The 20976-nt window shown below is 41.0% G+C and carries 18 protein-coding genes; 9 read left to right on the top strand and 9 right to left on the bottom strand.

The genetic code is table 11. The features are described 5' to 3' along the window. Positions 1 to 272 precede the first annotated feature (272 nt). Together AAEU31_RS03115 and AAEU31_RS03110 are read left to right on the top strand one after the other, a co-directional pair. Positions 273 to 533, top strand: a complete 261-nt coding sequence (locus AAEU31_RS03115; RefSeq protein ID WP_421966401.1) for a hypothetical protein — start codon at positions 273 to 275, stop codon at positions 531 to 533. Positions 534 to 730: 197 nt separating this feature from the next. After that, the gene (locus AAEU31_RS03110; RefSeq protein WP_421966400.1) at positions 731 to 1711 is read left to right on the top strand and encodes a WD40 repeat domain-containing protein; all 981 of its coding nucleotides are present in this window, start codon (positions 731 to 733) and stop codon (positions 1709 to 1711) included. Between the two features lie 49 nt (positions 1712 to 1760). Here the strand turns inward: AAEU31_RS03110 and AAEU31_RS03105 are convergent, their stop codons facing one another. Genes AAEU31_RS03105 through AAEU31_RS03085 form a run of 5 tightly spaced genes read right to left on the bottom strand, consistent with a single transcriptional unit; the run spans position 1761 to position 6862 of the window. Next, positions 1761 to 2618 (bottom strand): aminotransferase class IV, encoded by an 858-nt coding sequence (locus AAEU31_RS03105; protein ID WP_421966399.1) that lies wholly within the window; start codon positions 2616 to 2618, stop codon positions 1761 to 1763. Positions 2619 to 2620: 2 nt separating this feature from the next. After that, entirely contained in the window at positions 2621 to 3484 is an 864-nt protein-coding gene (locus AAEU31_RS03100; protein ID WP_421966398.1) for a DUF4392 domain-containing protein, read from the bottom strand. Further along, positions 3469 to 4200 (bottom strand): 5-oxoprolinase subunit PxpA, encoded by a 732-nt coding sequence (locus AAEU31_RS03095; protein ID WP_253039986.1) that lies wholly within the window; start codon positions 4198 to 4200, stop codon positions 3469 to 3471. Before AAEU31_RS03095 ends, AAEU31_RS03100 begins: the two co-directional genes overlap by 16 nt. Before the next feature lie 7 nt (positions 4201 to 4207). After that, the gene (locus AAEU31_RS03090; RefSeq protein WP_135926682.1) at positions 4208 to 5005 is read right to left on the bottom strand and encodes a putative hydro-lyase; all 798 of its coding nucleotides are present in this window, start codon (positions 5003 to 5005) and stop codon (positions 4208 to 4210) included. Positions 5006 to 5053: 48 nt separating this feature from the next. Further along, complete coding sequence (locus AAEU31_RS03085) at positions 5054 to 6862, bottom strand: glycoside hydrolase family 3 protein (RefSeq protein WP_199527541.1); 1809 nt, start codon at positions 6860 to 6862, stop codon at positions 5054 to 5056. Between the two features lie 350 nt (positions 6863 to 7212). Between AAEU31_RS03085 and AAEU31_RS03080 the strand changes: the two genes are divergently transcribed. After that, positions 7213 to 10086, top strand: a complete 2874-nt coding sequence (locus AAEU31_RS03080) for an FAD-binding and (Fe-S)-binding domain-containing protein (RefSeq protein ID WP_421966397.1) — start codon at positions 7213 to 7215, stop codon at positions 10084 to 10086. A 45-nt stretch (positions 10087 to 10131) separates the two neighbouring features. On the opposite strand, the gene AAEU31_RS03075 is transcribed toward AAEU31_RS03080, so the two are convergent. Continuing rightward, a complete protein-coding gene (locus AAEU31_RS03075; RefSeq protein WP_421966396.1) occupies positions 10132 to 10299 on the bottom strand; it encodes a hypothetical protein in 168 nt (55 codons plus the stop codon). Between the two features lie 795 nt (positions 10300 to 11094). Here AAEU31_RS03075 and AAEU31_RS03070 point away from each other — a divergent pair. The 4 genes from AAEU31_RS03070 (at position 11095) to AAEU31_RS03055 (ending at position 14689) form a co-directional block, all read left to right on the top strand. Then, on the top strand, positions 11095 to 12321 hold the full coding sequence (locus AAEU31_RS03070) for a hypothetical protein (protein ID WP_421966395.1): 1227 nt from the start codon (positions 11095 to 11097) through the stop codon (positions 12319 to 12321). A 154-nt stretch (positions 12322 to 12475) separates the two neighbouring features. Beyond that, complete coding sequence (locus AAEU31_RS03065; protein WP_421966394.1) at positions 12476 to 13663, top strand: HEPN/Toprim-associated domain-containing protein; 1188 nt, start codon at positions 12476 to 12478, stop codon at positions 13661 to 13663. A 38-nt stretch (positions 13664 to 13701) separates the two neighbouring features. Beyond that, positions 13702 to 14019: a hypothetical protein gene (locus AAEU31_RS03060; RefSeq protein ID WP_421966393.1), complete on the top strand. Its 318-nt coding sequence runs from the start codon at positions 13702 to 13704 to the stop codon at positions 14017 to 14019. A 55-nt stretch (positions 14020 to 14074) separates the two neighbouring features. Further along, positions 14075 to 14689, top strand: a complete 615-nt coding sequence (locus tag AAEU31_RS03055) for a hypothetical protein (RefSeq protein WP_421966392.1) — start codon at positions 14075 to 14077, stop codon at positions 14687 to 14689. A gap of 86 nt (positions 14690 to 14775) precedes the next feature. Here the strand turns inward: AAEU31_RS03055 and AAEU31_RS03050 are convergent, their stop codons facing one another. Further along, positions 14776 to 15426: an ankyrin repeat domain-containing protein gene (locus tag AAEU31_RS03050; RefSeq protein WP_421966604.1), complete on the bottom strand. Its 651-nt coding sequence runs from the start codon at positions 15424 to 15426 to the stop codon at positions 14776 to 14778. Between the two features lie 633 nt (positions 15427 to 16059). Next, positions 16060 to 17247: an acyltransferase family protein gene (locus AAEU31_RS03045; RefSeq protein ID WP_421966391.1), complete on the bottom strand. Its 1188-nt coding sequence runs from the start codon at positions 17245 to 17247 to the stop codon at positions 16060 to 16062. Between the two features lie 353 nt (positions 17248 to 17600). On the opposite strand from AAEU31_RS03045, the gene AAEU31_RS03040 reads away from it, so the two are divergent. Together AAEU31_RS03040 and AAEU31_RS03035 are read left to right on the top strand one after the other, a co-directional pair. Further along, entirely contained in the window at positions 17601 to 19226 is a 1626-nt protein-coding gene (locus tag AAEU31_RS03040; RefSeq protein ID WP_421966390.1) for a sensor domain-containing diguanylate cyclase, read from the top strand. A gap of 53 nt (positions 19227 to 19279) precedes the next feature. Next, on the top strand, positions 19280 to 19981 hold the full coding sequence (locus AAEU31_RS03035; RefSeq protein WP_421966389.1) for a M15 family metallopeptidase: 702 nt from the start codon (positions 19280 to 19282) through the stop codon (positions 19979 to 19981). 500 nt (positions 19982 to 20481) lie between these two features. On the opposite strand, the gene AAEU31_RS03030 is transcribed toward AAEU31_RS03035, so the two are convergent. After that, on the bottom strand, positions 20482 to 20976 hold the full coding sequence (locus tag AAEU31_RS03030; protein WP_421966388.1) for a serine protease external chaperone: 495 nt from the start codon (positions 20974 to 20976) through the stop codon (positions 20482 to 20484).

Raw genomic sequence — 20976 nt, 5'->3', positions numbered from 1 at the left:
TGTTCATAGTTAAGGATTATCCATTTTTGCAGCGCATTGTAAGTGTTGTTCGGCGCTAAAGCACCTTCTACCTCGTTTCTCGCACTTTAAAACACGCATCACAATACAGTTGTATTTATTTTAGGAAAAAGTTGTCTTTTTCACTATTTATTGGTGGAAATATCAACTATGCTTTTTACGTGAATACTTCATTGTATTGATTTATATGAGGTTATATTGTTGGTTCGATAATTGCTCCAGTATTTTTACCAACACTTTTAAAGGAAATAAAAATGAAAAATACGCTAACGATTACCCTTCTTGCTGTACTGCTTTTGGTTTTGTATTCACAGTTCACAGAAATAGCCTATAAATTTGGTTTTGCTGAGCTCAAACTTAATGCGGTTTTAGAAAACAGTGAACATATGAAAGTAAAATGTGATGCATACTCACTTGGCTTTTTTGATGAAATAAAACTGCAAAATAAATTTCAAAAATGCATCAATGATTATGAAGCTGAAGGCTACGAAATCGTTAGCAGAACAGACCAGTAATAGTTTTGAGTAGGCGCCATGCATGCATGGCGCGCCGCTGCATCGCACAACTGCCAGCGCTTCGCACGAAATAAATTTCACGCCTACAAAAACTGATGGCTGACGGCTGAAAGCTGATGGCTAGTTCCCCTACCAACTTCCGCTTATTTTCATTACACTGCTCCAATATAAAATAATTATAAAAATTGAGAATGATCATGACGTCGAAACTTTTTAAACCTCTTGCTTGTGTATTTGCACTGAGCCTTGTGGGCTGTGGTGGAGGTGAGGTGTTTACTGCCCCTGCTAGTAGTGAATTTGCCCATGGCAATGAGCTACTAAGTGCCACGGCGCTAACCGAGGATGCGAGTCACGCGTTAGTGGCAAGCCAATCTGAGGTGTGCGTTTGGGATAATCAGTTAAAAGCGCGTCTATACGATTGTATAACAGGGCAGGGCGCTGAACATGTTGAGCTGGCAGGCTTTAGCGCTAACAAATCTCTTTTTTTCATTTCAAATCGGTTATCAGTGACTTTATACGATACTCGCACAGGGCGTAGTATTGGCACTTGGCTCACCGGACAAGAAATCGCTAGAGACATCGCTATTTCAGCCGTAGGCGATACGTTGGTTATTGCTTATCGTAGCGGCAAGGCTGAGGTAATAAACACTCGCACAGGCGATACTAAGCGTTTTGATATTCATCGTTTAGATATTAATAGCGTGGCGTTATCGGCCGATGGTCAGTGGGCGTTTACCGGCTCAAGCGACAAGTACGTTAAGCTTTGGTCAACGAGCGATGGCAGTACTCGCTTTGAAGAGCGTTTAGCGACTAGAGTGAATCACGTTACGTTAAATAAAACAGCGAGCTTGGGCTTTGCAATTGACTCGGTTGATGAGCGTGTATTTTTTGATTTATCCAATAAAAAAGAGCTATCTGAAGTGTCTTCATACTCTAACTTTATTGAATTCACTGCATCGCAATTTATTAATCAAGATAAATGGCTATTAACGGGCTCACCAAAAATGAAGATGCGTTTATATCGCGTTGCAGATGGTGAACTCATTGCTGAATACGAAGCTAAACAACAGCGCCAACGTACATCAGTACTGAGTGTGGCTTACGATGGTAAGCAGTTGTATTCCGAAACCAGTGACGGCCTTTTGCAAGCTTGGCCTTATAAACCAAATAAAAGCTAAAACAAAAACGCCTACTTTATGTAGGCGTTTGTTTTAAATTACGATTAAATTAGTAATCAAACTTATGCTTGGTAAACAAGCTTTGTACTTGTTGCCAAACTGCGCCAGGTTTGCCATCGCCAACTAACTTACCATTAACTTTTACGACTGGGCCAACTTCTTTAGTGGCGCTGGTGATCCATACTTCGTCGGCATCAAGTAACTCATCTTTACTAACAATGCGCTCTTGCACTTTAAAGTCACTGTGGCTGTGTAGAATGTTGATTATTAACCAGCGGGTTATTCCCGGTAAAATTTGGTTATCAAGAGGTGGAGTACTGATCACGCCATCTTTTACGATAAACACATTACTTGAACTTGCTTCGGTAATTTCTTCTAAGCGATTAAATAGAATGGTTTCTTTGTTACCCGCTGCTGCGCCGTGTTGGTAATGGATCACGTTGCCAAGCAGTGCTGTTGATTTAATATGGCAACGTTGCCAGCGACGGTCTTGCTCAAGCGATACGGTGTAAGTTGTTGCGCTATCTATGTCGCTTTTTGGCTCTGCCGGAATTTCAAAAGCAAACGCAAATACGGTTGGGTTAATATTCGTTGGGTAGCCGTGGGCACGTTTAGTGTCGGCGCCGCGACTAACGTGTAAATAAATCCCTAGGTTATCACCTTGGTTTTTCTCGCATAAATCATTACAGATTTTACGCCACGTATCGGCAGTGTAATCGAGCTTAATTTCAAGCTCATTTAAACCGTTATTCATACGTTCAATATGTGCACCAAAACCAAGCATTTTGCCGTGGTATGATGGGATCACTTCATAGATACCATCGCCAAATAAGAAACCGCGATCCATTGGTGAAATCTTTGCTTCATCAGCGCCAAGGTACTCACCGTTTAGGTATACCGTGCCCATTGTTAAACCTCATTCTCTGTCGTAAAGCCGCCAAGTTGGCGAAGCCGAGTTATTAATTGTTGGCCATGCATCGCGTGCAAGCCGTCTTCGGTGAGCTCATTTTTATGGGTGACGCCATCGACACTACCGCGCTCACTTAGGTAATTTAAAATGTTGAGTGGCTCAATATCAGCCAACAAATCTATGTTATGCCAGCGACTTAAAAAAGCAATTAGCCCGTATGCCGCCCAGTTAGATACATCGGCAAGTAAAAGTTCATCGCAAGGGGTTATACAAGGAGTAATGTTAAGTGCTTGCATATGCTGTGCAAGGTTACCCATACCTATTTCGTTACCGCCATCACCAATCGCTATGGTGGGGCAAGGTGCTTCTGTTATAAAAAAATCAAAGCAGCCGCAATGCTCCGAAATATCAATACCGCGCATATTGTAATAACGCTGATGTTCGTTAAGCCCTGGTCGTTCTATTGATAAAACACAATCAGGCTTTAACTGCTCAAGGGCTTTAATGCTAAAGGTGCGCGCATTTTCAATACTGTTAATCGGCAACTCAAAACAGTTAAAATCGTTTTTTAGAGCACTGTAAAGGGGGTTGCCAGTAACCAAAATCGGCTGTTTACCAAGCTTTTCGAGTACTTTGTAAAGTGCTATAGCACCTACCGGGCCGTCGGTTTCGAAGGTATTATTGACCGCAAAGCCAGTTCCAATCAACACAGTTCCTTGCGCTTGATGAAGAGATTTTGCCGCACGTAAATAGGTGCCAGTCTCTTGCTTGGCGTACAAGTGCTGCATTCCACGTGGGTTTTGTTCAACCATCATGGTTTCAATGTGTGTGCTGAGCGAGTCGTCGCTTAGGCTTGCTGACATAATGCTTTGATCTCTTGAATTAGCGCAATACCCGCTTCATTATCGCCGTGCACACAGAGGCTGTCGGCATGAAGAGCCAGTTGCTGACCGCTTCGCGTTGTCACTGTGCCATGCTCCAATAGCTGCTTTACTTGTGCGATTAATGCTGATTTATCGTGAACACTGCCTGCAAGAGAGCGTGATACGAGCTTTCCTTCATCAGTGTATTGCCGATCGGCAAACGCCTCTAATATCAGCTCGAGTTCAAGCTCGTTTGCCATGGCTTGATGTTTGGCAGAAAGATTAGTTGCTAAAATCATTAACTTTAATGGCTTAGGATAACTAGCTACAGCACGCATAACGACATTTAAAATACGCTCATCGCTCATCATATCGTTATATAGCGCGCCATGAGGTTTAACATATTCAAGCGTTAAACCATGTACTGCAGCCATCCCATCAATGGCTGCAATTTGATAATAAAGACAATTGCTCAGCTCTTTGTCACTCATTGCCATAGAGCGACGTCCAAATCCCTGTTTATCAGGGTAACTTGGGTGCGCACCAATGGTAACATTATGCTGCTTGGCAAGAGCTAAGGTTGCGGCCATTACATCGGCATCTCCGGCATGAAAACCGCAGGCAATATTAGCCATATCGATATGCGGCATTACTTGCTCGTCGAGGCCCATTTTCCACATTCCAAAGCTTTCGCCAAGGTCGCAATTGAGTTTTATTGTCATATTAAAAGGCTGCCATTTTGCTGTTTGGAATATCGGTGATCAGCATATGCCCTGGGCTGTGGGTTATACAAAAGTCAGGTGCTGCATTGGCAATGGCTATTTGTGGGGTTACACCACAGGCCCAAAATACCGGTACCTCACCTTCACGAATGCTAACCTGATCGCCAAATTCAGGTTTATTAATATCCTTAATCCCAATTGCTGCAGGGTCGCCAAAATGTACTGGAGCGCCATGTACCCCCGGAAAGCGACTACAAATTTGAATCGCCCGAATAGCATCGGCAGGTTTCATCGGACGCATGCTTACTACCATGTTAGCATGAAAAATCCCCGCCTTTTGGCATGCGATATTTGTAAGGTACATGGGTACATTTCTTTGTTCAGTAATGTTACGAATTTCAAGTCCTGCTGCAATAAGTGCTTCTTCAAACGAGAAAGAACAACCAATTAAAAAAGTGACTAAGTCATCACGCCAATACTCGGTAATGTTAGTAACTTCTTTAATCATTTGACCATTTTTGAAAACGCGATAACGTGGTAAGTCACTACGAATATCAATATCTTCCCCAACCGTAGGCATATCGGTTACGCCTGGTAATCGACTGGTTGCAATGATTGGGCAAGCTTTCGGATTTGCCTGACTAAATTGCAAAAAATCAAACGCGTATTGCTTGGGTAAAATGACCAAATTTGCCTGTACGAACCCTGGCGCAAAGCCAGATGTATTTCCGCTGTAGTCGCCCCCTCTCACTATTTTACGAATAGCGGCAGGGGTGGTTAATGATGCATCTTTTTGCATGTGTCTCTCCTTGAAATTAACACTCAACTGATGCTGCTACAATAGCACTCAGTTTAAGCCATTAACAGTTACTGGTAGTTGTCCATTTGCAGAGGCCTTACCCATCAGCACTTTTGCAAGTGCAGTAAACGCAGGGCCAGCAATCTTTTCTTCGGTGTCTATATCAATATTGTAAGCATAAGTGGCAAGAACTGCATCGGCAAATTTGCCAAATTGTGAAATATCGTATGGAGCTCGTAAGCTAACAAAAACAGTTTTCTTGTTCGCTAGCTTAGCTTGCTTTAGTAATGACTCTAGTGCTGCTGATTGATCTGCCTTAGCGATAGCAAATTCAGGATTATCAGCTAAATCATCCATTCCACCTACTTCAACAGCACTTTGTTTTGGTGATGCATTTGCAGCAATGATCACATCGGCCTCATTCATTTCTTTTAAGGTCGAAATTGGCTCGTAGCCTTGTAAGCTAGTGCAGCTAAAGCTTAGTAGTGTATTAGTGTTATCAAGCAGTGCTTGTTGTAGGGCAAAACATTTGCGCGTATCAGGCATGATGATATGTACTTTTGTACCTGATTTAATGTTCAGTGGCAGTGTGTTGTTCTCGTTTTTTACTTCGGTGATAGCTGCAAGGGCTAACTCAGCCTCTACTTTTCTGTGACTTTGGTCACCCAGTAAAAGCTGTGCTTTTTTGATGGCCGCTTCATCATCAAGCTTTGTTGTGAGCTTAAACTTTTCTTTAAGCTTTAAAATACGTGTTGCAGAAGCTGTGATCTCATCGGCATTTAAAGTACCGCGCTGAACTTCTTGCTCTAATCGGTCTATAAGAGCTTCAAGTACCTCTAAATCTTTTGGACTTCTGATTTCGATTGGCATAAGGGCAATATCAACACCTGCAGCGAAGGTATTTACAACCGCTTCGATTGGCTCAAAGAAGTGGCTGATACCAGCCATGTCTAGTGCATCTGTGATCACAACACCTTGATAACCAAGCTCATCACGTAGTAAATCAGTGATGATTTTACGCGACATGGTCGCTGGCTTGATCATGGTTTTCCCTTCTTTACTAACAAAGGTGCTGTCATCTAGGGCTGGGTATTGGATATGCGCAGTCATAATCATACCCGGTTGCTGATTTTTAATTATGTCTTTAAACGGCGGTAAGTCTTGCTGCCAAATGGTCTCTTTGTCATGCATTACTTTTGGCAGGCCAGTATGACTATCGACGTTTGTATCACCATGACCCGGAAAGTGCTTTAACGATGAAATAACGCCATTATTTTCAAACCCTGCCACTTGTGCGCCACCTAGTTTTGCAACCAACTGCGGATCTTCGCCGTATGAGCGCACATTAATAACTGGGTTATCTGGGTTCATGTTCACATCAACTGTTGGCGCATAGTTAACATTTACACCAAGTGCCAACAGCTCTTCTGCGATTATACGGGCAGACTCTGTTGCGAAGTGTGTACCGTGTTCTTTATAAGTTGCGCCAATCGACATATTACCGGTAAATGAAGTGCCAACATCACGTGGTATACGAGCAACGCGGCCACCTTCTTGGTCTATTGAAATAAATAGCGGTAAGCCAAGTTCAGACTTTGCAGCAGCTTGTTGTAAGTCGTTATTAAGTTTGATTACTTGGGGCACGGTATCGATATTTTCAGCAAATAAAATAACACCACCAATGTTGTGTTTGCTAATGATATTAGCTAAATCAGCAGGTAAGCGGGTGACTGGCGTTCGACATTTTTGCTCGCCGGTGTCTTGCTCACAGTAATAGCGCAAGTCGAGCATCAGCTTTTGCCCTAACTGTTGTTTTAAAGTTAACGCAGATTCAGCAAATGATGATTGTAATGGCATGAAACACCCTAATCCGATAACCAGTGACGATAGTGCAAACTTATTTAACACAGCAAGCTCCAAAGCTAAACGCTTATTTGATTTTTAGAATAAATTATTCTTGATGTTAATGGGTTTTTAAATATAAATACAGTATTTTTTTGCTACCCTAGCGGTTTTTTTGTCTAACTGCAAAAAGCTAAGTTAGATCACCAAATAGGGCTATTAAGCTTAAATAACCAAGTCTTTATTACTGCAAAGGTGCTAGTGAATTGATAATTTATCAATTTAATTGGTCGCTTTTTAAGGCAAATTAAAGTAATAATATATTCCATAATTATCAGCGCAGATATGGCAGGCCAGGGGGCGAGATGGCTTTTACTCAATTGCACGCATTTAAACAGCAAATTACACCTTTTTTACCAGAGTCAGCATTAATAGAAGATTACTCACGTCGATATGCCTATGGCACTGATGCCAGTTTTTATCGTTTGGTGCCTGAGCTCATCGTATTGGTGAGTAACCAAAATCAAGCAAAGCATGTGATAAGTGCAGCACAACAACATAAGGTGGCTATTACCTTTCGAGCAGCTGGAACCAGTTTGTCTGGGCAAGCAATTACTGACTCAGTATTAGTGTTGCTGTGTGATAGCTGGAGTCAATTTGAAGTTTTAGATGATGGTGAAGCTATTCGTCTAGAGCCTGCGATTATAGGAGCGCGAGTAAACCAAATACTGGCACCTTATGGTAAGAAAATAGGCCCCGATCCCGCATCGATTAACAGCTGTAAAGTAGCCGGCATGGCGGCAAATAATTCATCGGGAATGTGTTGTGGGGTGGCACAAAACAGCTACCACACAGTCAAAGATATGACCCTTATTTTTGCTGATGGTACTGTGCTTGATACCGCAGATAGTCAAAGTTGTGAAAAGTTTTTACAAAGTCATGGGGCATGGGTTGATGAGTTAATGAGCCTTGTTGACAGTGTTAAAGAAAATAGCGGCTTAAGTGAGCGTATCGCCCATAAATATCGCTTAAAAAATACTACAGGTTATGGTTTAAATGCGTTGCTGGATTTTTCAGATCCAATTGAAATCATTAAGCATTTAATTATTGGCTCTGAAGGAACGCTTGCGTTTATTGCTGATATTACCTATCACACAGTGATTGAGCACGCACACAAACATACCGGTTTCTTTATTTTTGATGATATCAGCAAGGTGTGTGATCTGGTGCAAAGGCTGAGTGAGCTTGATGTTGCTGCGGTTGAGCTACTAGATAAACGTGCCCTGATGTCGGTGTCTGAGCATGCCATAATGCCAAAAGAAGTGGCCAGCTATCCCGAGCAGTCAGCGGCACTTTTAATTGAGTTAAGAGCAGAGAATACAGATGCCCTTGCGTTACTAACACAAACCACGCAGCAACTTATTGCACAGTTTAGCCAAAGCCAATTAGCTGCGATTGATTTTTCTGCTGATAGTGCCCGTAATGCGGCACTTTGGAATATCCGTAAAGGCACCTTTCCTGCTGTCGGTGCTGTGCGCGAAACAGGCACCACCGTAATTATTGAAGATGTTGCCTTCACGCTTGATAAATTAGCACAAGGCGTGAACGCACTTCATCAGCTCTTCATTAAATATGGCTATGATGAAGCCATTATTTTTGGTCATGCTTTAGCAGGTAACTTGCATTTTGTATTCACCCAAGCGTTTGATACACAAGATCAAGTTAATCGTTATGAGCAATTTATGGCCGATGTGGCTAACCTAGTAGCGGTTGAGCTAAAAGGCTCTTTAAAAGCAGAGCATGGCACAGGGCGTAACATGGCACCTTTTGTAGCAACAGAGTGGGGCGATGATGGTTTCGCTGTAATGGTTAAGCTAAAACAGCTATTTGATCAACACAACATTCTTAATCCTGGTGTCATTATTAATCATGATAAAAATGCCCACACTCAGCATTTAAAAGTCATGCCAAAAAGTGATGATATTATCGATACCTGTATCGAATGTGGCTTTTGCGAAGTTGTTTGCCCATCAAAAGGTCTTACCTTAACACCAAGGCAGCGTATCACCTTGTGGCGACACCGCACTGAGCTACACAATCAATTGCTAACAACCGATGATTTAGCGAGTAAGCAGAAATTAAACCAAAAGCTCAGTGTTATCGAGGCTGACTTTAAATATCTTGGTATTGATTCGTGTGCGGCGACGGGACTTTGCGGGCTAAAATGCCCGGTCGGAATAAACACGGGCGAATTTATAAAATCGCTCAGAGCAGAGCAAGCCTCTTCAAGCAAAGTGACACGGTCATTATCTCGCTTTGCTAGTCAGCATTTTGCAGTTGTCGCATCTGGCGCTCGATTTGGCTTAAACGTGATGCACGTGCTCGAAAAAGCAATAGGTAGTAATAACCTAAGAAGCCTTAGTAAACCTGCTCATAAGTTGCTTGGTACGCCGTTGTATTACTCGGCTTGGCCAAGAGGGGAGCAACCAATAAATAATAATTCTAAACAACCCCAACAGGCAAAAAAGTTGGTGTATATGCCTAGCTGTGCAACTCGCGTTTTTGCAGCAGATAAACTTGCCGATGATAAACGACCACTGATTGATGTTATGCATTCATTAGCCCAAAAAGCGGGATTTGAGGTTGTAATACCTAAACAAGTAGATTCACTATGTTGTGGAATGCCATTTGCGAGTAAAGGCTTGAATAAAGAGTTTTTAAACAAAGGTGAGCAGTTACTTACTGAGCTTGAGGCGCTTTCAAATAATGGCCAATATCCCATCGTTTTTGATGCCAGCCCTTGTGCGCTCACCACCCTCAATGCAGCGCAAAATGCATCACTCTCAATTTACGAAAGTGCTGATTTTGCAGCCCAGCATTTACTGCCTAATTTGCAAGTAACGCCAGTGAATGAGCCTGTGATGCTGCATGTTACTTGTAGCTCAAAGCGATTAGGTAAAGAGCAAAGCTTAGTGTCGCTTGCCAAGGCATGTAGCAATGAAGTGATTATTCCAGCTGATATTGAGTGTTGTGGTTTTGCCGGAGATAAAGGATTTAACTTACCAGAGCTAAATAGCAACGCGTTAAAAACCCTTAAACAACAAGTGCCAAAAAATTGTAGTCGCGGTGTGTCTAACAGCCGTAGCTGTGAAATTGGTTTAACCGAGCACAGTGGCATTAGTTATCAGTCAATTTTGTATCTACTCGATAAACAAAGTCATGCAATACCACAGACTTAACTGCTAATTTAATGGGCTAGTCTGACTAGCTCATTTTTTAAAAACCTACACTTTCCAAAAAATGCCTTTGCGGTAGCAGCTGTACATCACACCATAAGACACCACTAAAAACAGCAGTGAAAAGCTAAAAGAAGCGAGGTAATCATTGCTGATCACTAATTGTATTAGGCCATAAATATTGCCTTTTAAACTGCTATCGCCGAGCGGGATCATAATTAATACCCGTGCAAACATAAAAAATAATATTGCGTTCGCACAGCGAGATTATCCAGTAAGAGCGTTATTAAGGGCCGTTCTGTTAGCATCTTGATTTTTAGTTAACATCGAGTTAGCGCCAGCATCTAAAAATAGTTTTTGTTCTTTCATTTTTATAGATTACTACACCTATTAAGCGGTGTAGCTATCGTTATCTATAGCGTTAGCGTGTGCACCGATACTTAACATGTCATCTCTAAGCAGTTTGGGATGTAGCTTAAAACGTAGTTCTTTTATTCAGCCATGTAAGCATCATCAAGTACTTTGATAAAGTTATAAAATGCGGGTTTGTTTTCCCATCCAGTAAAATTAGCAAATATTGATTTAGGTATTTATACCGAATCTGTGTTGACCCCAAAAGACCATTCAGAGCAGCTGGCGCTGCAGGTGAGGGGGCCCTAAGTCGGCAATAGATGTTCCGGTTATACGCGCTAAGTATTATCTTACTTAAAAGCGTTTTAGGGTATCTGCTCCTCAGCGGTGAAGTAAAAAAATAGCTATACTGTTAAGTTTTTAGGTAACGTAGAGACATAATGAAAACATCAGAAATACTGTCAGCATGTTTATTTAAAGTCATCGAGCTGGGTGGGGATGATGAGCAAAAAGAAAATCTGCTGTATTCGTAAGGGTTGTCAGTTGCTGCATATCAGCCCTTGTTTTAGGTGTGACAATTTTTATTAGTCAAAGAGCGTGTGTAGGTCTGTTTGTAGGCTAGCAAGAGCACACGTTAATTGAAATTGTAATGGACAAAGTATGGAAGCGTATCAAAAGGACATCATCAAACTTATTGATGAGTGTCGCAAAGATGAAAAGTTTTTGAAAATGGTGAGCCCACTTTTTGAGTGGCGCAGTATGGTTGTTAGCGATGGCGTGGCGAGGAAGCCTCTTAAATTGATGGATACGTTAGCAGCGCGTTATTCTGAGTTTCTAAATCGGTCGTGGGGGTCGTCATCAAGCCGCACTGCAATTTCCCCGTTTGATGTGGCCAAGTGGCTTTGTACTAAAGCCAATGGTGTTGGTGCTGAGCAAGCATTTCAATACTTTTTAGATTTTACGAATAACCACACGGTTCCATTGCACCTTATCTCGCTGGTGGAAGGCGTTTATCCCGGGCAAACATATTATTTTGATAATGACACGTATATATGTGGGTTTGATGCACTCCCCGTTGGTGTTAAATACCGGATAAATGCTGATTGGGTTGACATAAGTCGCGATTACCCTGGGGCGAGACCGGCTTTCATCGTCACCACAGTCAAACAAAATGTATTAAATGAGCACGAAGATGATGATGTGGTTAGTGATGAAGGAATAGCGCTTCACGACATAATAGACTCGCATTCTTTAAAGGCAAATTTTTTGTCGCTCTTCACAAAAGAATGTGGCGCGGTTATCACGCGTAACAGAATGCTTTTTGACGATACAGTGCCTTGTTCAGGTTTTATAGATACTAATATTTTAACTACTCTTCAGTTGTTGCGTCCTTTTCATAATGAAGACCTGTATTTTGATGAAAAAGACACGTTGAGGAAGATGTTTGGTCATTACTGCGCGTTAAATGCAAACACTAAAGGCGCTGTTGAGCTCGCCCTTAAACGCAAAACAACGTCTATGAATGCGATTGACTTAGTTGATAAAGCGGTTGATTTAGGGATGTGTGCCGAATCTATTCTCACGCAGAGTAAAAATTCAGATCAACTTTCCTTACAAGTCCGCCTACTGGGTGCCAAGCTGTCTTCAGATGACTATAAAGAGCGCGAAAAGAATTATAACTACTTAAAAGCTTTTTATAAGATTCGATCGTCGGCAGTTCACAATGCCATGGTCGATGAAGTTGAAAAGGTAAGGGATGTTGGTAGTAAGGTACCGTCACGGGAAGTTCTTAATAAAGCGTCATCCATCTTATCCAGCTGTATTCTTAAAGTCATTGATTTAGGTGGGTTGAATGATTTTGAGAAAGAGCTCTACATGCTGAAGTAGGGCTTTAGGTTTTTTGATTTAGTTCTGTTTGTTTTTTAACTATTAGGAATGGCCGAATAGTTGAAATTAAGTTTTTAGTTTGGTTTTGGCGGAAAGCATAGGGTTATCGCCATCGCTTAAAGGAGCACTTAAGCGTGCTTATTAGGAGTTGTTTGTGGGTTCTGTTTCTTTGTTAGATGTTGGCTCTTTTGAGCTTGAGTGTAGTAATGGTGAGTACTATAACAATCACTCTAAACTGTTTATTCCGTCTGACTATGGCGTTATCAAATCTGAAATGGATGAGGGGGTTCTGCGAGAGGAAATGGGTCACGCGCGCAGCTTGGGTGATATGAAACTGCGTTTGGAACTGCTGGGTTACACAATAAATGATGCCCAAAGGGCGTATGAAAATGTCCTTTCTCACTACTTTGACGATACGTCTTTGGATGGATTTACGTTTGAAAACTTTAGAAAAGTGGTCTCATCGGTGAATATTGAAGACCTTGATCCCTTTAAGGATAGTTTTCATTTATCGTTTCATGACTATATCGCTGAGGCTGTTTTAACGCAAAGTGGGTTTGAAGATATAAAAGACCAAGTAACGACAAATATTGATGATTTTATGGCGCTCTATAGCCGTCTTCACCCATATTTTTTATTACGATTGTTTGCTGAAAACCCTAAGAACCAGCATCTAAAAGTGATGTGGCAAACGCACGAGATCGTTGAGGCCGGGTGGGTGAGTAACGATGACCTTTATACCGGTGTCGATGAAAAAGATAAGTTTTTGATAATCACTGAAGGGTCATCTGATTTATTCATTATAAAGCACGCTATTTCACTTCTTAGGCCTGAGCTGGCTGACTTATTTACTTATGTTGATATGGAAGATAATTATCCGTTTTCTGGTACCGGCAACCAGTATAAGTTTTTTCAAGGTTTGGCGAGTATTGGCATGCAAAACAAATGTCTTTGTATTTTCGATAACGATGCTGAAGGCGTAGAGAAGTATCATAAGGCGGTAGATATTAAAGCGCCTAGCAATCTTAAAGTGATGAAGTTGCCTGACTTGGCCGCGTTTTCTGACTTTGTCACGGAAGGGCCAACGGGTAGGCATAATGCTGATGTAAATGGTAAAGCCGTGGCTATAGAGTGTTTCCTAGATTTGGCTTTCAAAGAAAGGTTGGAGCCTGTTATCAGGTGGTCTTCTCGTAAAGGGGATGCCAATGTGTATCAGGGCGCCCTAGAAAATAAAGATTACTACATTAAACAGTTTAAGAAAGTTAAGTCGATGGATGAGCCTTACGATTTCAGTAAGCTGAATTTGCTAATTGATCGCATTATTGAGGTCTGTGTCAGTTAAGCGCTATGACTTAATTACTATGTTTATTACGGTGGTTTATGAAAAAGCATTTTTTAGCTGGTGCACTGTTTTTAACAGGCCTTTTTTTGGGGTGGCTTACTTTTAGTCCCTCATCAAATGTTTTGATTTATACAAAGGAAAATGCCGGCAATAAACCTTTTGTCGCGCATTACTGCGGCAGAGAAGAGCAGCTGACAGGGACTGTGCATCGATTAAAGCGTGCTTGCGAAGGTAAGCTGTATGTAGCGCTTGGTTCTTATGAGTCTGACGGGGTTTATATTACCCCCGGGGTAAAGTTGTTGGTTGATATTAGCTTTGATGGGTATCGAATAGAGAAAAAGGTAGCGACCTATTAGCACTTGATGTGGTTTTTTGTGCTGGTTTATCTATCTGGTTGTTCAGGGATGTGTTTTGTTTAGCGTATTTGATGCAATAGAAGAAAAGCTCCCTGTATGGGATGTTCTTGTTTTTGCTTTTTTAATTTATATACCGATTTTCAGGAAGATTTATATGGCGCTGAGTGTTGCGGAAGTTCTAAATTTGGTGGTTGTTGTCATTACAGCGGTTATTGCCTTTGTAACTTATAGGGTGGCGGTTAAATCTCATGAAACGTCAAAGGAAGCTGTTAAGTTTGCTAAGTTGCAGCTCAATTATGAGTTTTGTTTAAAGTTATATGAGTTAAAAGATTTGTGTAATCAAAACGAGAGTGGAAAGTTGTTTTCAAAATTCATTGCACGTGAAGTTTGTGATGAACATCAAACGCTTCTTTACTCTATTAAAGATAGCGCGAGAGTTTTAATTAATAACGAAAGGTTAGCAAACGAGCTGGTTAACTTGTGTGGGTTTTTTCTGTATGACTCAAAGACCTCTATGGGGCTAACAATCGACTCTCAAAAAAGCGCCTATTCCCCGAAAGAATATACTCGCTCCGCTAAGGGTGAAAGACTGGATTTGTTTTTTCAAGCGCTGCAAGAAAAGTGTGACGCTGTGATTTCAGAAGCGATAAGTGATGCGAAACGTGTTTGATAGGCTTGTTTTGAAGGTTTGAGACGCTGGTGGTGTGGTTTAAAAGGCAGTAAGAAGAACTTATTGCCCTTTTTAGTGGATAGGTCTTAGCCTTTAGCAACGGCCTTCAACGCTTCGGCCATATCACTTTTATGATTGGATGCTACGTCAGTTGCAGTTTCGCCGTTATTGTTCTTGATGTTTAAATCCGCGCCTTTTTGGATCATTTCATTTGCAACAGCTTTAAAGTAAACAATGAATTGGTTACCACCTTCATCTTCGCCAGGATAACTATTATAAAAAATATCCTCAGGCATAACGTCTATGTTTTTAGCTAAGTGGTGTAAAGCGGTTGAACCGCTGTTATCAACAACCGTAGCATCTGCGCCATGTTTCAGTAATAATCGGATGCCATCAATTTTTGCCCAATACGCCATCCTCATTAAGGGAGTTTCACCAAGGTTGTTTTTTGTGTTTACGTCTGCGCCATGCTCGAGTAATGTTTTGATTATTTTTGTGCGTCGAGTTCCGTTTTCAAACGAATCATCACTGTATATACTTATATCAGCCGCAACGTGTAAGATTGAATTACCTTCATTATCTTTGCTATCTAATTTAGCACCCTTTTTTAGAAGTAGTTTTACAACGTCAGTATTAGCCTGACGAACTTGCCACATGAGAGGTGTCCAGCCTCTTGGTGATACTGCATTTACGTCTGCTCCCGCAAAAATGAGTAGGTTTGCTGTGCTCTCATCTATAAAGTCAAAAAGAGGGGTTAAGCCGTCTTCACTTTAAGATTTACAGATTTGGGTGAAATCTCAAGCAATAAGTCAGCCATTGCAGCTGTTTCGTAGTCTGCATTGTAAGTATCTAGAAGTCTTTGAAGAGGGGTCATTCTGTTAGCTATGTTTGAATTAAAAAAAGCAGTCCCCTCATTTTTCATAACTTCCAGTAATGATTTTCTTTTGTCGATAGTGAATTGTGATTGGTTTAAGATGAAATGTATAAGAGTTAAATTATCGACTTTTGAGAAATAAGTCATTACTTTAGGGGTCGATTGCACTAGCTGTTTAAGACGCGCTTCATCTCCAAGGCTAATTGCATTTGCAGATTGGCGCCAAGCGAATTGGTTAATCTGTTTGTATTTTGATAGCCATCAGTATTTTTTGCTATCGCACTTTGTGAAGTGAGTGTGATTAGGGTTGATAGGAGAATTCATTTTACGTACCTCATTTGATTATTTATCCTTTTTTTGGAGGGATTTTAAAAAATGTTAACTTTAAAAATTAAATCTAATCAACTGTTTTTATTGAATTTAAGTTCCTTTTATAGGGTGTTCTTTAGTGTCTAAGCCATATTTAGCTTACTGACTGGCTCATCTATTTTAAAGCCTACACTTTCCAAAAAATGCCTTTGCGGTAGCAGCCATACATCACACCATAAGACACCACTAAAAACAGCAGTGAAAAGCTAAAAGAAGCGAGGTAATCATTGCTGATCACTAATTGTATTAGGCTATAAATACTACCTTTTAAGCTGCTATCGCCTATTGGAATCATTATTAATAGGCGTGCAAATACGCCTGCAAACATAAAAAAGAGTATCGCATTGGCGCCAAATAAAATAAAGGGTGCGCCCCAGCTTCGTACTTTATAAATATCTAAAATGGCACTGCACAGGGCATACGTAATAATAGCAAGCCCAGAGCTGAGCAACACATAGCTTGGTGTCCATAATGCTTTGTTGATAGGCGTGATTGGTGAAATTAAGTAGCCGGCAATGACAGCTAATGTGCCCAATAGGATAAGTGTACGGGCTTGTTTTTTTAGGTCGGGTTGTTTTGTTAAGTAAACCGCAGCCAAGATGCCACTTAGCGCACTGGCAATGGCTGGAAGTGTAGAGAAAAGCCCCTCAGGATCAAATGGCAGTGGCTTAGCATTCGCATAATAAACATGGTGACTACCTAAAACCGTACTATCAATAAAGGCACTTAAGTTGTTGCCATATAACCATAAGCCACTCACTACCTCGCCGTTTGGCAAGGTATAAGGGATATAAAGCATGGCGGCGCCATAAAATAATAAAAGAGTGATGCAAGTAATGGCTATTTTCTTAGGCGATAAATAGAGATAACAACACAGAGCGACTAAATACACTAAACCAATACGTTGCAGCACGCCCAACACACGCAACTGCAATAGTTTGTCATCAACCCAGCTGAAAGAGGGATCTCGAAAATTGTAATAAAACAGGGCTAAAAACCAACCAAGAGCAATAAGCTTGAGGGTGCGAATAACACCTGCTTTTATTATTTGCTGATCACTCACTCCTTTAGCGCGCAAGTTATTTACTGATAGCGTGATAGACATGCCGACAATAAAAATAAAAAACGGAAAAATTAAATCAGTCGGTGTCCAGCCATGCCACTGTGCATGTTTCAATGGCCAATACATCGCTCCCCAACTCCCCGGATTATTTACTAAGATCATAGCGGTGATAGTTAGCCCCCGCATTACGTCTAATGCCATAAGGCGGTGTGTGGGGAGTGACTTTATAATATCGGAACAATGTTGGCGCATAAGAAAACTTTATTTTTATTTTGTTTTAACATTGTAATAAATTATTACTTCAAAGCAAGTTACTTTTTGTTCAATTACTGACCCGCAAAGCTTTAAACGCTTAGCTTAGTATTTGATTGAAAGAACATTATAAGAAATGAATTTCCATTACTTGGTTGAACCATCTATTTACAGATGTTTTTACTTAAATTAAGGATGTTTCCTTTGTAAAAAGCAGTAACTTGAAATTAGAGTAATTACACTTATTTGTTTGCGCTAAATCAAATTCTGATAAAAGTTTTATAGAGGTACACAGAACAAATTGCTAGTATAAAGGTATTAGATGTACCCGATATGGAATTTGGGGCCCATATGTGAGAAGTATCGTGCTTAATAGTCTTAGCAAGCGCTTAAACCTACGTCGTTTAATTTTATTATTAGCGTTTTCTGCAACGCTTATTACCTTTTTAAATAGTTATTACTCGAGCTACCAAGTTCAAAAACAACAACTAATAGATAAAACAATGAGTAATCACAAAGCCTATGCTGCTAAGTTGGTTTCGGCTACTGATAACTTTTTGTTAGCTGCTCAGCAACAGCTTGCTTATGTAGGCAAAATCCTTGAAGAAGATTTTAATAATCAGAAGCTGATCAGTGCTGAAGCAGAGCGCTTAAGATTACAAACTAATAGTTTCAACTCGATTATAATCGTTAATAAACAAGGCGAAATTCTTGGCGTATCGCCGCAGTCTCTTGAACTTCAAAATCGTAAAGTAGATAGTTTTGGCACCAAGGCTGCTTTGTCATACCGTATTCCTATGATAAGCGAGCCTTACATTTCTATGGCGGGTAATTTACTCATTTTTATCTCGCAACCTCTATTCGATAAGAGCAGCAGTTTTATTGGTTATGTTGGCGGAACTTTATACTTAAAGCGCGCCAGTATCTTAAATCAGTTATTGCAAGTTCATTTCTATCAAGACGGCTCTTACTTATATGTGGTTGATGAAAACCACCGTTTACTTTACCACCCCGATAAATACCGTATTGGTGAGCAAGTATTTGATAACCAAGTAATTGAAGAAGTACTAAAAGGGAACTCAGGGACTCAGCTTGTTACCAATAGCAAAGGCGTTGCAATGCTTGCTGGCTACGCACCGATGACAGTAGCTCCTTGGGGAGTAGTAACCCAGCGTCCACTCGACAGTACCCTTGCACCGCTCGACAGCTTAATGTGGCAAGTATTTGTAAAAACGGCACCAATTGGTTTACTCACTTTTGTATTTATTTGGGTGCTTGCGCGTTTAATTGCGCAACCTTTGAGACAATTAGCTGAAACCGCCAATACTCTCGATCGACCATCTACTTCGCTTGAGCTGACACAAATTCGTTCATGGTACTTTGAAAGCAATGAGCTAAGAAAAGCCATGCTTAGAGGTGTTGGCTTATTACACAGTAAAATTGGCTTGTTACGTCAAGAAGCACAAACGGATCCTTTAACCTGTTTACATAACCGCCGTAGTCTCGATATGCAGTTAAGTCACTTTATAGAGCAGCGTTGTCCATTTGCGATACTGGCAATCGATATCGATCATTTTAAACGGGTAAATGACGAATATGGGCATGATATTGGCGATGTAGTATTGCAATCACTTGCTAAAATCTTGCTGGATGTCACGCGCGATGGCGATGTTGTTGCACGTACAGGAGGTGAAGAGTTCATTGTGATCATGCCAAAAGTTGAGGCAAAACGGGCTTATCAACTCGCTGAGCGCTTACGTATGCGCGTCTCAGAAAGCTTTATAGATCCAGTGGGCTGCATTAATGTATCAATTGGTATTTCGGGCTGGCCTCTGGAACAATTGAGCCTCGAAGAGGTGTTTAAATTGGCTGATCAAGCTTTATATAAAGCTAAAAAGACCGGGCGCAATCGCTGTGTTGTTGATGGCAGCTACTATAAAGAACTTACCCCTATTTCTGACACTCCAGTGTTGGAATAAGTTATTTTATATGCAATAGTGAATGTTATTAAGTTATTTACGGACAAATCGATATGGCATTTACTTTACTCGCTCGATTAATAAAACCAATTATGTTTGCAAGCGTTGCTCTGACATGGGGTAATAATGTTTACGCAAACTCGGATGACGACAAGCGCAGCGAGTTTATTGATGTAGGCGTATTGATACCGAATGCAGTGTTGGATATTCGTTATTTTGGTCATCATAATTTTGTTGGCAAACCTATAGATGGCTACAATGCACCTAAATGTTTATTACATAATAGTGCTGCTACAGCCCTTAAAAAAGTACAAAATGCCGCTCAAAATGAAGGGCTAAGCTTAAAGGTATTTGATTGCTATCGACCACAACGAGCAGTCGATCATTTTGTGCGTTGGGTGAACGATTTAGAGGATACCCGCACTAAAGCTGAGTTTTATCCAAATCTAGGCAAAGATAAGCTACTAGGTGATTATATCGCCGCTAAATCGGGCCACAGCCGTGGCTCAACAATTGATCTAACTTTAGTCGATGCAAAAGGCAAAGAGCTCGATATGGGCTCACCCTTTGATATGTTCGACACCCTGTCAAACACCGACGACCCGCGCATAAGCGCAGAACAAAAAGCCAATCGATATAAACTAAAAACCCTCATGACTGATGCCGGTTTCGCCCCTTATTCAATGGAGTGGTGGCACTTTACCTATCAACCTCAAGCATACCCCGCTACCTATTTTGATTTTGTGGTGGAGTAGGTAAAACAGCTTTAAGCTTTCAGCTGTAAGTTTAAGCCGAAAAGTGTTGTTTTTGAATGTTGAGTTAGCTTGATTAAATGGCGTTGAATGTTAGACACGCCATGCAAGCATGACGCCTACGGTTTGATGTAGGCGTGAAACTTGTTTCACGCGTCTGACGGCTGATAGCTGAAGGCTGAGAGCTCCTTCTAGAACTTAGCGCATGATGACGCGGGGTAAACCCGCTGCGGCAAGTAGGCGTGAAACTTCTTTCACGCGTCTGACGGCTGATAGCTGAAGGCTGACAGCTCCTTCTAGAACCTAATGCATGATGACGCGGGATAAACCCGCTGCTACAAGTAGGCGTGAAACTTGTTTCGCGCATCTGACGGCTGATAGCTGAAGGCTGACAGCTCCTTCTAGAACCTAGCGCATGATGACGCGGGATAAACCCGCTGCTACAAGTAGGCGTGAAACTTGTTTCGCGCGTCTGACGGCTGATAGCTGAAGGCTGACAGCTTCTACATCACCTCTTTTATCGGTGAATAATCAACTTTAATTTCAACAATATCGACATTGGCATTTTGTTTAAAAACGTCTTGCACTTTTAATAAATCAGTATCTTTTTCAGCAAGGTATCGATATGTTTTGTTGGTCATTTTTTTTAACGTGTATTGGCTGCTAAGCTCTACCGGTAAGCTATTATCTTTGAGAGTTAAATAGATAGCGCCGGTAGCAATACCAGGCTCTTTCATCGCGTGATTAAATACTTCAGTGCCTTTGGTTAAAGTAGGCGCGGCAAAGGTAATTTTTTCGCCATTATTGCTAAAAGCGTTAATTGGTTTTTGTTTGTTAATCTCGACCACTTTTTTAACATCTTTATCTAAAACTTGTTCTTTTTGTGAACTGCTTGCTGAGTGTTGCGAGCTATCTTGTGCGGATATTTCACTTTTTTGACAGCCTGATAAGAGTATTAGCACTAGTGTAACTAACTGTATATTAATTGCTTTATTCAT

Origin of the sequence: Pseudoalteromonas thalassia (assembly GCF_049257215.1) — a bacterium.
GTDB lineage: Bacteria > Pseudomonadota > Gammaproteobacteria > Enterobacterales > Alteromonadaceae > Pseudoalteromonas > Pseudoalteromonas lipolytica_C.
This window is presented reverse-complemented; position numbering and strand designations above follow the sequence as displayed.